Below are 12,370 nucleotides of genomic sequence, written 5' to 3' on the forward strand. Positions count from 1 at the left end.
TTAGTTGACCACAAAAAAACTTACCACTAATCTTTTCTGCCGACAGAGAGTATGATTCTTTTCATTATATTTTTGCTGTATGTTGTTCCTAGTTTTTTAGCAATGAGTTTAGTTGAATTATGCGAGGATTTTTAGCCTAAGAGACAACGCAGGTTGTAGTTAATTTGCTATTGTGATAAACTGGATGTAATTTGATGACGGGAGTTGAACGGATACATGTAGGACTTTCTTGTTTTGAGATCTCGAAAAGAACGGACTCAGCGATTTGGCTAGGGTCGTTTTATTTCGTCTCTGCAAGAAAGGTCTGCATTTCGTTTGCGCTCCCTATCCGGACAATCATACGGCCCTTTGGAATGGGGTCTTATTTCCTCGTATGGATTAGAGCCGCAAGAAAGCACCTTTCTTGCGGCTCTTTTTTATTTCCACACGAAAGGATGATTGCCATGCCCGCCATTCAGGTAACCAATCTTACTTTTGCCTATCCAGGCAGCTATGACCCCATATTTGAACATGTCCATTTTCAAATTGATACAGACTGGAAGTTAGGCTTTACAGGACGAAACGGTCGGGGTAAAACGACGTTCTTAAACCTTCTGCAGGGGAAGTACGAATACAGCGGTACGATCTCCACACCAGTGGCCTTTGATTATTTTCCGTTCCCCGTCGAACATCCAGAGTATTTGACCTTAGATGTCGTCGAAGAGATCGTGCCAAACTATGAAAGCTGGAAGCTGATGCGCGAACTGAACCTGCTGAAGGTGTCAGAAGACGTGCTGTACCGGCCATTTGAATCGCTGTCCCAAGGAGAACAGACGAAGGTATTGCTAGCCGTGCTCTTCATTCAAGACAATCGATTTCTGCTCATCGACGAGCCGACCAATCATCTCGACCTGCATGCACGCAAGCTTGTTGCCGATTATCTGAATACAAAGCGCGGTTTTATCCTTGTTTCACACGATCGGGCTTTTCTCGACCGCTGCGTAGACCATATTCTTTCGATCAATAAAACGAATATCGAAATCCAAAAAGGCAACTTTTCCAGCTGGTGGACGAACAAAACTCGCCAGGATACATTCGAAATGGCACAAAACGAAAAGCTGTACAAAGACATACAGCGTTTATCCGCTTCTGCTAAACGTACTAGTAGCTGGTCTTTCGAGACCGAAAAATCGAAAAATGGCACACGAAATTCCGGTTCCAAGCTTGACAAGGGGTACGTCGGACATAAGGCAGCCAAAATGATGAAGCGCTCAAAATCCATCGAACAGCGGCAACACGCTGCTTTAGAGGAAAAATCGAAACTGCTCCGAAATATCGAGCAGTCGGAAAGCCTTGCGATTTCTCAGCTTGAGTATTCCAAATCCGAACTGGCAATACTGGATCACGTCACAATTTACTACGGGGAAAGAGCGGTTTGCAAGAACGTGAGTCTGACGATTGAACCTGGAGATCGTATTGCAATTTCAGGTCCAAATGGTTCAGGTAAATCTAGCTTGCTTCACCTACTCAACGCTGAGGCGTTACACTATACAGGTACGTTTCAGCGGGACCCGCAGCTTCGCGTTTCCTATGTATCCCAAAATACTTCTCATCTGCGAGGAACACTCTCCGATTATGCAGCAGAGCACAGAATTGACGAAAGCTTATTTAAGGCCGTGTTGCGTAAACTAGATTTCGCCCGCATCCAGTTTGAAAAGGATATATCCGCGTTTAGCGGCGGGCAGAAGAAGAAGGTTTTGATCGCGAGAAGCCTATGTGAGGAGGCTCATCTGCATATTTGGGACGAACCACTCAACTTTGTCGATGTGATTTCCCGGATGCAAATTGAGGAACTGCTACTTGAGTACACGCCGACCATTGTATTTGTGGAACATGATCGGGAATTTCATGACCGTGTCGCCACAAAAACGATTGAACTCGGTGGGGATTAGAATTTTATAAATCAATCGAACATCGGCAGTCTAGGATTTTATTTTTCGTCCTTGGCTGCCGCTTTTTCTTTTGGAGCTTTTCTAACGGGTATTTTAACTTAAAAAACAAACAACAATAATCTGTGTCCTCTACAAGATGGATAGTTTGTACCTTTTAAGCAAGCTTCCTCGCGGGTATTATTCGAGCAGAATGTGCCTAATTATAACGACTTCTATCTCTCCTATACAAGCATGCCGCCGAATCGATTACGTAACTCGTCCATCGCTCCATCAAGTTCATTCAGGTCTATGTTCCCTTTGTCTCGACTACCTTTACCCTTTCGCGCCTCCAACCTGATCCCACACATCAGCAAAACGCTCGATTCCGCTTTGGCTGTTTTAACACTGGTGATTATCTAAGAAATATAGACTCTCAGCTAAAACCTCGACAATAAGCATAGTTGCACTGGATTGATATACAAGCTTTTTTTACAAGATCCATACATATAAATTTTGGAATAGCAACATATTACAGTTGACTGATATCTAGAAGGGAACTATATGGCCATGGCTGACAAGTTAAAAAAATGGCTGTTTAAACAGTCTTTACGATCTAAAAATGGCACGAGCTCTGAACCAGTTAACGAGGAAAAATCAACCAAAAAATCCAAAGAGCTGAGTGGCACGCTTAAGGAAAACGTGACCATGCTGAACCAGGAAATAGGACATAGCGCGGATTTCATCCTTCGTTGTTTGAAGGATAAGCAGGGCAATCCGGTTCTCGCTGTAGGTTTTCTTCAAGGCCTGATTGATCAGCAAATTTTAACGACACTGCTAGAGGAGCTCACTGCAGGTATTCGAAATGGAGATGTCTCTGATCGTAATGTCAAAAGTTGGTTGATGGATCGTATTCCTATTGGGGGCATAACTTGTCTTGACAATGAGCAATCGCTTATCCATGCCGTTCTTTATGGACAGGTTGCTCTCCTCGTCGAAGGCAGCTCCAAGGCCTTTGCTGCTTCTATCAGTGGAGGGGCTAAAAGAGCAGTTGAGGAGCCAACATCTCAGACAGTAATTCGTGGTCCTAAAGAGGGGTTTACCGAGGATATTTCCACCAATATTGCACTTCTCCGGAGAAGGATCAAATCAACTGACCTCCACATTGATTCTCGAATTATCGGATCATATACGCAGACGAAGGTATCGGTGGCATTTATTCGAGGCTTAGCAGATCCGGAGGTGGTTAAGGAAATTTCCAGACGATTAGATTCCATTAACACTGACAGTATTCTCGAAAGTGGATATATCGAGGAATTTATTCAAGATGGGGTATGGACACCTTTTCCAACTATATATAACACTGAACGTCCGGATGCTGTAGCAGGCAGCTTGCTTGAAGGGTTGGTAGCGATATTGGTTGATGGGACTCCATTTGTATTGATTGCTCCCGTAGCCTTTTTTCGGTTCATCTCTTCCAGTGAGGACTACTACCAACGTTATGATTTGGCATCTTTTCTTCGGATCGTTCGGATGGCATCCTTTTTCTTGGCATTGCTTTTACCCGCGTTCTTTATTGCAACAACTACGTTTCACCAGGAAATGCTGCCTACAACACTGCTTATCACTCTGGCTGCGCAGAGAGAAAATACACCATTGCCAGCCCTGCTTGAGGCGATGTTAATGGAGCTGACCTTTGAGGTTATCCGCGAAGCAGGTGTACGAATGCCACGTGCAGTAGGGCCTGCAATCTCTATTGTCGGGGCGTTGGTTCTTGGACAAGCTGCCGTTCAGGCGGGTTTGGTCTCCGCAGCTATGGTGATTGTGGTATCATTCACAGCTATCTGCAACTTTGTGCTGCCTGCGATCAATATGGCAGGGTCTGTTCGTTTGCTCAGATTTGGACTCATGCTGTTAGCAGGTTTATTTGGATTATACGGAGTTTTATCGGGCTTGGTTCCCATCCTCGTTCGATTAGTATCTATGAATTCGTTCGGCATTCCTTATATGGTGCCGATCGCACCTTTCTATAAGGGCAATATGAAAGACATGTTAGTGCGTGTACCCTGGTGGAAAATGAAGAAACGGCCGAAAATGATTGGGATCTCCAATCCAGTAAGGCAGACAACAGGGCAGGAATCGTATGCAGAAAAGGCAGGCGAACACGGGCGAGATCCCATGGTATAAGGGGGAACCGATATGTCTCAATTTGGCAGGTTTATTTTGGCCTTGATCATATTATTCATTTTGGCGGGTTGCTGGAACCGAGTTGAGCTGAATGAGCTATGGGTAACTGCAGCTACAGGGGTAGATATGATGGACGACGGACAGTGGATGATGTCCTATCAGATCGTTGTTCCCTCCGCCATTGCAAGTGGAACCGGAGGAGGCTCGGGAGGCTCTTCCCAACCAGCATCCCAAGTATTCTCAGTAAAGTCCAAAACCTATAACCAGGCGTTATCGTACAGCAATTTAAAAACATCAAGACAAATCTACATAGCACATAATCGTGTTGTATTTATCGGTAAAAGAGCGGCTGAGAAGGGAATGGATCGTTTAATCGATTTTTATCTTCGTAATACGGAAGCCAGAGAAATGGTAACTATGGTTGTAACGGACGGACTAGCCTCTGATCTATTAAGGAAATTGTTGCCACCTGAAAAAATTCAAGGCGCCGCCATGGCTGAATTGGTCGACAAAGAGAGTGATATGTTATCGGTGTTTCCTAAAGTTAGGGTTTATGATTTCGTATTAAGCATGAACTCGGATTCCAAATCTATTGGAGTACCTGTCGCCGAGATGATCGGAAAAAGGGACTATCAGGATGAGAAGGAAGCAGAGAGTCTGGATGTCTTCAAAAAAACATCGGCCCCTCTCAAACTGGCATTAACGAAATTGGCCATATTCCAAAACGGAAAGCTCAAAGGATTTCTCAACAAGGAAGAAAGTCTGGGCGTATCTTACCTGTCTCAAAAGGTTAACAACACCGAAATTTCGTTCCCATGCAGCGAACAACCCGGTAGGGAAATGTACTCTTCCATACTTGTAAACTCTGCTAATGTAAAGCTTACACCCCAAAAAACGAATTCTCATTACACTATGCAGGTTGGAGTGAAAATTAACGGGACTTTAAATGAAACAACATGCACTAAGGATATTTCTAAGACGAAGACCATACATGATTTGGAAAAAGAGATTGCAAAAGAAGTCACCAGTACGATAAATGAGGGCTGGGCTAAACTTCAGGAACTTGGTGTAGATGCAACTGGTTTTGCTGACCGGGTTCACCGAAGTTTCCCAAGGGAGTGGGAAACGGTAAAAAAAGACTGGGATCAGGAGTTCAAGAGGATAGAACTGGACATTCGAGTGGATGCACGAATTAAGCGTCCTGGGCTCCTACAAAAGCGTATCGGAAGTCAAACCTAAACCAATTTGTATGAAGGGACTCAAAAAGTATGAGGGAAACCGTCACCAGGGTATCCGGGTTAGCTATCGCCTTTTCCTTGTTTCAGGTTGGCAGTACAACATTATTCCTATTGGGGGCTAAAGCCAAGCAAGATGCATGGCTAGCCATGCTGATCGGTGCACTTGCAGGCTTCGTCCTGCTAATCATGTATTTATACATGCATAAGCTTGACCCACACCGGGATTTGTATGAGCTCCTATGCCATTATTGGGGAAAATGGGTTGGTAGGCTGGGTGGGCTTTTGTTTATCAGTTACTTTGCTTATGAAGCTTCCAGGAGTGTCAGGGACATTGGTGAGCTCGGCGCATTGACATTGCTGAACAGAACCCCTACCGAAGTTATTACGTTTATAGCGTTAATTGTCTGTGCCGATGTAGTGCGGTTTGGACCGAGGGTCTGGTTCCTTCTATGTCATATCTTCCTTCTTCTATTGGTTTTTGGTTATAGCATTTTATTATTGCTTACTCCTTTTACAGGACTCATTCACTTTGAATTTTTGTTTCCTGTATTGGAGAATGGTCTAACTCCCGTAGTGAAGGCTGCCATTCCCGAGATCATATCTTTTCCCTTCGGTCAGACAATTCTTTTTCTTGTGCTGTTCAAGATTGTCACGGATAAACGTAAATTACAGCGGTCGATCGTCATTGTTTACTGGATCACTGCTGTGTTCCTTATTGTAATGAATGAACTTACAATCCTGGTTCTGGGTCCGGAATGGGCAGCATCAAGCACCTATCCCTTATTTGAGGTTACACAACTAATTCAGCTACCAAAAATCGTCGAGAGAGCTGATGTCCTATTTTCGATGATTCTATTTATTGGAATTGGAGTCAAAACTGCTGGTTTTATGTTTGGTGCCGTCATTGGACTTCAAACAATAACCCCTTTTAGATATAAGCCTGCGTTACTGTTGCTGAGCATCATCATATACGGCCTTACGTTTCTCTCCCCAAGGTTAACCGAATTTTTGTGGTTCGGTCTTCATGTTGCTTTGATTCAAATCTGGCCTATCTTTCAGATTGCTCTACCTGTCCTCCTTTTCCTGACCATGCTAATTCGGAAGAAAAAGAGAAGGGCTTATGGTTAACTATAGCCTTCTCAACACTTCCTTTACAGTTCATAAAGGTACATATGCCTTTACGTCTACCACTATGGTATTTTCAAAAAGCCTCAGTAATAAGATCTGGTTCTTTAGCCGTATCTGTTTCTATGATAGTGTTCATTGAAGGATGACCGACATATGTTCCTTTTTCCCAATCCATGAGGCTGCTTTTTTATGGACAGAGCTCTCTTTAAGGCTGGCTTTTGCTCACTTTCTTGATATTGTACATCCCACTCTCCCAACAGATAAAAGCAATAAAAAACACAAGCATTTGCGCTTGTGTTTTGATTTAACCTATATATCAGATCACTCTCGAATTTTCTTGGCAATTTCCATCAATTCATCAAGAGTCATTTTAAAAGCAGAAATCGTATAAAAGTGATCTTTCGTAATTAGATGAACAACTTTTCTCTCTTTACCATTTACATAGGCAGCGGTATGGCCATTGATTGTAGTCAACTCAACGTTCTCCAACTTTCGTCTCAACCGGAATCTGTGATGGAGCTTTTGATTCAGCAGCATATGAGCTATTTACAAAAGCAGCACTGCCTATTACGAGTGCGCCACCCAATGCTACAGCTACTAATTGTTTTTTCAATTTTAGCCCTCCTCTCAATCAACTGTCCTAAATTAGATTTAATTTTCTTTTCAACGCAAGTCCTCCCATTTTCATATATAGGATTTTATCCCAGTTCATGCAGAAAGTCTAAGGAAAGGGCACAGAACAACACATTTGTATTGTCAAAGTATGAACTCCCAAATTGTTAAGCTATACTATAATGGCAAAAAACGAAGGAGAATTGAGAGGTACAATGAGTACAATGTTTTTGATCGGAGAAATTTCCACGCTCTTTCAAATCGATATCCGAACACTACGTTACTATGAAAGCATTCATCTTTTTGAGCCAGCATCAGTCGATGAAACAACTGGTTATCGTTATTATTCAATTGATCAATTCGAACGCCTGAACACAATTCTTTATCTCAAAGAGCTTAATATCCCGTTTATAGAAATAAAACATTTTCTTGACAATCGCAATGTGGATCATATTTTAACTTTATTAAAAGAGCAAAAACGCAGAACAGAGAAAAAAATTACTGAGTTCAAACAGATTCAACAAAGAATTAATAAAAGAATTCAGCAGATCGAAGATGTATCTAATGTAGAAGAACTCTTCAAAATCCGGGTAACGCAGCTTCCCGAACGAATGATTGTCATGCTGAAACAAAAAATTGATAGAAGTGACAATCTGGAAATGTCGATCCGTATGTTAGAAAAAAATAGTAATATGAAATCTACCATTTTCCTCGGACAAGTCGGATTAGCAATATCTGTAACGAATCTACAACAGAAAAAATTCGATGAGTACGATGCTTTATTTCTATTCGTGGAACTGGATAAACATCTATACTCCAATGCGACTATAAAGTCTCTTCCTCAACAAAGATACCTGAGGGCTATATTTTGGCAGATGACGCACTCGAAATCACTTATATTGATTATGGACTTACACAGGATACCTCCAAATTCGTTACTGAGATTCAAATACCGATCGAATAATAGTTGACCCTCCAGTTACTGGAGGGTTTATTCTTTTAAAAAACAAATTGTAGGAGAGAGCGACATGATTGGGACGATTGTTAATGTAGCTACAATTAATATTGGTAGTCTAGCAGGAAGTATTTTTAAGAAGGGTTTAAAAGAGTCTTACCAAGATATTCTTATGCAGGCAATGGGTTTGGTAGCGGCTGCACTTGGTATTAATGCCATAGCTACATATATGCCGCAAAGCCAATATCCCATGTTGTTTATTGTTAGCTTGGCACTGGGCGGCGTTATTGGTCAGAAACTTGAATTGGAGCAACGATTCAAAAATGTGGTTACAAAAATTTCAAAAGGAAATTTGGTGGAGGGGTTATCAACTGCCATATTGTTATTTTGCTTAGGAACAATGTCTATTTTGGGACTAATAGAAAGTGCACTGGATGGGATAACCTCAATTGTTCTGGCGTCAACGTTCGGAATCGGGATCATTTGGTCTGCAGTAGTACTTTTTTGTTGGCAAGGGTCACTGTACTTGCTGGCAAATGTTTTATCTAATTTCATCACGTCTGAACTATTGACCGAAACATCAATTGTTGGCGGGGTGCTAATATTCTGCGCTGGTTTAAGCGTCCTTGGCATACGAAACTTCAAGACGATAAACTTAATTCCAGCACTGTTGATCCCTGTTATATTTATCGCCTTGAAGAGTACAATAGGCTTCTAAAGTGGATCTAACATACTCCATTCTTTGGCCTCACATTTTTGTGCCATTTGACACCAAATGACCGGTTTTTTCCGGTCTTTTCTTATGAGAACCTCTTTAACCTAGATAAAGTTCTTTAGCTTCGAAGGCATCCTCTTGAATACTATTGTATCGCTACGGATTTTAAAGAAAAATATTGTTTAGTAATATTATATTTTTCTTGCTTTAACTACAAAAGTTACAGGTAGCATCTTTGCTTTTTTCGCAAAGTCACTGTTATCATCCCACGATTGTATAATTTCATCATCAGATTGTTCAATCATTTGCTCAATTACAAATCCCGCTTTTGCCAACGCATTCACATAGGTTGATAGTTTTCGGTCCGATAATGCTAGCGTGCCTTCACCAAGTGATACTGAATACCAAGACTCATCAAAGTAACTTTTTTTAAAAGTAAGCCTATTATTTTCTGCAACAACACATTTGTGTATAGGATGAGACCAACTGAAAATAAATACACCGTCTTTTTTTAGATAAGAAGCGATCCGGCAGAAAGTCCCCTCAAGGTCGGTGGTCCACCCTATGGCATAAATCGAATAAACAAAGTCAAAATAATTCTCCGGTATACCACATTTTTCTTCCATGGGAGAACAGATTAATTTTGCTAAAAAACCGTACGACGTCAAATACTGCGTTGTCTTTTCGATCTGTTTTTCTGATATATCCGTGCCCCATAGTTCAGATGCTTTGCGTTCCGCTAGATATCGCAAGGATTGACCGCTTCCACAGCCTATCTCCAGCATCTTTTTTCCTGAGACATCGCCAAAAAGTTGGCATTTTTCTTCTGAGACAAATGCTCCATAGAAAGGAAGTGCGGTTGTTCCTAAGATTTCATTTCCTTTTGTATCCCAAAAGATGCTGTTTATTTTATGTATAGAATTCTTGTCCATGTCGACCGAGACGGCGCTACCAACCTCGCCAGCGCCTATAATGTTTGTTCGAGAAATAGAATTTTTGTCCATGTCGGTACCATCCCCCAATATAAATAATGTGAGCTAAACGTCTATCCCGACTTGCGTGTTATCTTAAAAACACATATTGAACACGAACACTCTACGCTATTGATCCCAAAATAATGTACCACTTTCCCATGAACAAATCCATCCAACATACTCCAAATGTCGTCCGTTTGATCTCGCAGACACGATCCTAGTGAACAAAGAGCTTCATCTGAATTAGGTGAGTTAAAATGGTTTATCATCTCCTCCTTTCGCTCTTTAAGCCATTTTTCAAATCATTTCGAGGGAGCCTAATTGGGCGATTAACTTATAAGAACTCACCTAATGCATTTGGAAATTTACAAATCTTTAAATACAGCAGCTAATCCGTAAGATTGTTCTTTGGGCTCTGGTTGATACGTATCTTCAACTAATGCAAAATTTGGTTTTTTTATATAAAATTCTATCGCATCATTATAATCTTTTACAATCATAGCAATATGAACAATGAACTGAATCATTTTGAGTCCCCCTATTGTTCGTTTCCTCTTTTCGCGTAGATGGCTAATAGTCTGTCAGAGCGTGTGTATGCCCTCTCTCTGCTCTCTGCTGTACTTCTTCATTTAACCTGTGTAAAATAAAGAACGCTCAAAACGGCTCATGTTTTGTCGTGCGAGGGCAAAAGAAAAAGCACCTCAAAGTGTGCTTTCATTAAAATTCGGAAACTTAATGCATAGTCAAAATAATAGTATGACAAGCAACTGGTTTAGCCGTTAAAGTTGTTAGGGATCTATGTTCTATCTGATACTTAATATCCACTTCTATAGACTCAGAAAGTTCAGAAAGGTAAGCATTAGCTTCCTCTTCAAGGACAGCCAAGTTGTCGCTTTGAAATATTTTAATCTGATACATATCCCCACCTCCTAATCATAATGAAGTTTCGACAACTAGGAAGGTATTCCCTCTTTTACGCAAGGTCGAAGGCAAAACTGTTTGGTCCCATCCCATCTCCTTCAAACCATTCAAGCCTTTCAAACAACTTTTTTGTCTTTAAAATAAAACATCTTATTGTGCTCGTTAATTTCGCGAAGCACTTTGCAGGGATTTCCCACCGCCACAACATTTGCAGGAATATCCTTAGTCACGATACTTCCAGCTCCTATTACCGTATTGTCGCCAATAGTCACACCCGGAAGTATAATGGCCCCACACCCTAACCAGCAATTTTTCCCGATAGTAATGGTCGCGTTAAATTGATAACCTTTTAAGCGAAGTTCAGGCAAGACGGGATGCCCGGATGTTGCTACAGTCACATTAGGCCCAAACATCGTGTAATCGCCTACGTAAATATGAGTATCATCAACCATAGTTAAATTGAAATTGGCATAAACCTTTTTCCCAAAGTGTACATGCTTTCCTCACCAATTTCAGCAAACATTTTTTTGAGGAGAGTTGCCCTCTTTTCAATTTCAAAATCCTGGATTGCCGGCGTAAGTAAGCAGTCCCCAAGTATATTTTTAGCAAAAACTGTACTTCCTGCCCCTAAAAAAACGATTTTATTAACTTACCACACTCTCCTCTTGTTCATCTACCCCTATGTTGATCGTGAGGTTTATGTCTCTACTATAAAATCACAACAACATTTTGAGGATGGAACATTGACATTCTTACATGGAGATTTGTAGTATAATTACTTTCGGATCTACTCTATACAAAAGGAGAAATGATAATGGAAAATCCAGAACATTATGAGTATAGAGTACAGATTAATCCGTACTTGTTAAACGCTGAGCTGAATGTCACATTTGCCGGTGCAGCCAGACCTCGTCCTCGCCATAAAGTAGGTCCAGCTGTATATAATTACATATTGATTCATAGTGTAGATCATGGATATGGTACCTTTGATGGCAGAGGAAGAAGTATCGTTTAGGTCAAGAAGATGTTTTTATTATTTTTCCAGACGTATTATTTAGCTACGAAGCCAACCATGCTGAGCCACCATGGTCCTATCGTTGGATAGCTCTTCAGGGACGACGTGTTACAGAAATGCTTGAAAATATTGGTGTTACAATTACTGATCCCATCGTAAGGGGTGCAAATTCTACAAATCTGGCAAGCATATTTGAATTAGAACATAAATCGGGCCAGACGATCACTACCTTAGCTACTGATGGTTGGTTTCGCTTACCCTTAGCAGAATTTGCTCGCTTGAATGCGAATAAATCACATTATTCTTCAGCTGAAGTTCTTACCGACTCCGAACGTTTAGTAGAACAAGCGATTAGATGGTTTCAAACGCAGTATATGCTGCCAATTTCCATTGAGAAATTAGCGGCTTCTCTTGGCTATCACCGCACACACTTTACTAAGGTGTTCAAACAACAACAATTCAAAAAGTGGACAGGAGCATCACCAACTCAATATAGAGATGAATTAAAACGATCATATAAAGATAGGTTCTAACAAGAGTGGCGCAGCTATTTTACTGATGGCTTTCCCCAAATACAGAATGCTCGTCATTTTGTAAATTCGTCGCTATGCTCTTCGAAGCTCTAGTTACCCTAAGGCCGCTTGGAAAGAGAAACTCTGAAAGTCTGGAGGGAAAACAAGGTGAAAATGGCACTCACAGATGATCAAACGATGCATTC

At 41.2% G+C, this 12,370-nt stretch carries 13 protein-coding genes and 2 pseudogenes; 8 read left to right on the top strand and 7 right to left on the bottom strand.

The window, feature by feature from the left end:
* The first annotated feature begins 443 nt into the window (after window positions 1-443).
* The 4 genes from abc-f (at window position 444) to FKV70_RS04285 (ending at window position 6,460) form a co-directional block, all read left to right on the top strand.
* On the top strand, window positions 444-1,931 hold the full coding sequence (abc-f, locus tag FKV70_RS04270; protein ID WP_142611937.1) for a ribosomal protection-like ABC-F family protein: 1,488 nt from the start codon (window positions 444-446) through the stop codon (window positions 1,929-1,931).
* A 546-nt stretch (window positions 1,932-2,477) separates the two neighbouring features.
* Entirely contained in the window at window positions 2,478-4,094 is a 1,617-nt protein-coding gene (locus FKV70_RS04275) for a spore germination protein (protein WP_142611938.1), read from the top strand.
* Window positions 4,095-4,106: 12 nt separating this feature from the next.
* Window positions 4,107-5,333: a Ger(x)C family spore germination protein gene (locus FKV70_RS04280; RefSeq protein WP_142611939.1), complete on the top strand. Its 1,227-nt coding sequence runs from the start codon at window positions 4,107-4,109 to the stop codon at window positions 5,331-5,333.
* A gap of 29 nt (window positions 5,334-5,362) precedes the next feature.
* Window positions 5,363-6,460, top strand: coding sequence for a GerAB/ArcD/ProY family transporter (locus tag FKV70_RS04285; RefSeq protein WP_142611940.1), 1,098 nt, complete (start codon window positions 5,363-5,365; stop codon window positions 6,458-6,460).
* Between the two features lie 321 nt (window positions 6,461-6,781).
* Here the strand turns inward: FKV70_RS04285 and FKV70_RS26435 are convergent, their stop codons facing one another.
* On the bottom strand, window positions 6,782-6,934 hold the full coding sequence (locus FKV70_RS26435; protein WP_244310654.1) for a DUF4367 domain-containing protein: 153 nt from the start codon (window positions 6,932-6,934) through the stop codon (window positions 6,782-6,784).
* A 1-nt stretch (window position 6,935) separates the two neighbouring features.
* The gene (locus tag FKV70_RS26440; protein WP_244310656.1) at window positions 6,936-7,073 is read right to left on the bottom strand and encodes a hypothetical protein; all 138 of its coding nucleotides are present in this window, start codon (window positions 7,071-7,073) and stop codon (window positions 6,936-6,938) included.
* A 214-nt stretch (window positions 7,074-7,287) separates the two neighbouring features.
* On the opposite strand from FKV70_RS26440, the gene FKV70_RS04295 reads away from it, so the two are divergent.
* Window positions 7,288-8,043, top strand: coding sequence for a MerR family transcriptional regulator (locus tag FKV70_RS04295; protein WP_162305661.1), 756 nt, complete (start codon window positions 7,288-7,290; stop codon window positions 8,041-8,043).
* 57 nt (window positions 8,044-8,100) lie between these two features.
* On the top strand, window positions 8,101-8,745 hold the full coding sequence (locus tag FKV70_RS04300; protein WP_142611942.1) for a DUF554 domain-containing protein: 645 nt from the start codon (window positions 8,101-8,103) through the stop codon (window positions 8,743-8,745).
* A 188-nt stretch (window positions 8,746-8,933) separates the two neighbouring features.
* On the opposite strand, the gene FKV70_RS04305 is transcribed toward FKV70_RS04300, so the two are convergent.
* The 5 genes and pseudogenes from FKV70_RS04305 to FKV70_RS27070 all read right to left on the bottom strand — a co-directional run.
* Entirely contained in the window at window positions 8,934-9,746 is an 813-nt protein-coding gene (locus FKV70_RS04305; RefSeq protein ID WP_142611943.1) for a class I SAM-dependent methyltransferase, read from the bottom strand.
* Between the two features lie 371 nt (window positions 9,747-10,117).
* Window positions 10,118-10,243, bottom strand: a pseudogene (locus FKV70_RS04310) (VOC family protein); the annotation flags it as partial.
* A 205-nt stretch (window positions 10,244-10,448) separates the two neighbouring features.
* Window positions 10,449-10,634 (bottom strand): sporulation protein Cse60, encoded by a 186-nt coding sequence (locus FKV70_RS04315; protein ID WP_063212598.1) that lies wholly within the window; start codon window positions 10,632-10,634, stop codon window positions 10,449-10,451.
* Between the two features lie 119 nt (window positions 10,635-10,753).
* Window positions 10,754-11,050: a DapH/DapD/GlmU-related protein gene (locus FKV70_RS26445; RefSeq protein WP_280115058.1), complete on the bottom strand. Its 297-nt coding sequence runs from the start codon at window positions 11,048-11,050 to the stop codon at window positions 10,754-10,756.
* A gap of 137 nt (window positions 11,051-11,187) precedes the next feature.
* Window positions 11,188-11,277 (bottom strand): annotated as a pseudogene (locus FKV70_RS27070) (hypothetical protein); the annotation flags it as partial.
* Window positions 11,278-11,451: 174 nt separating this feature from the next.
* Between FKV70_RS27070 and FKV70_RS26450 the strand changes: the two are divergent.
* Both FKV70_RS26450 and FKV70_RS04330 read left to right on the top strand, forming a co-directional pair.
* A complete protein-coding gene (locus tag FKV70_RS26450; protein WP_231887506.1) occupies window positions 11,452-11,652 on the top strand; it encodes a cupin domain-containing protein in 201 nt (66 codons plus the stop codon).
* 20 nt (window positions 11,653-11,672) lie between these two features.
* Window positions 11,673-12,185, top strand: coding sequence for a cupin domain-containing protein (locus FKV70_RS04330; protein ID WP_244310679.1), 513 nt, complete (start codon window positions 11,673-11,675; stop codon window positions 12,183-12,185).
* Window positions 12,186-12,370: the final 185 nt, after the last annotated feature.

Source organism: Paenibacillus ottowii (assembly GCF_006874425.1).
Taxonomy (GTDB): Bacteria; Bacillota; Bacilli; order Paenibacillales; family Paenibacillaceae; genus Paenibacillus; species Paenibacillus ottowii.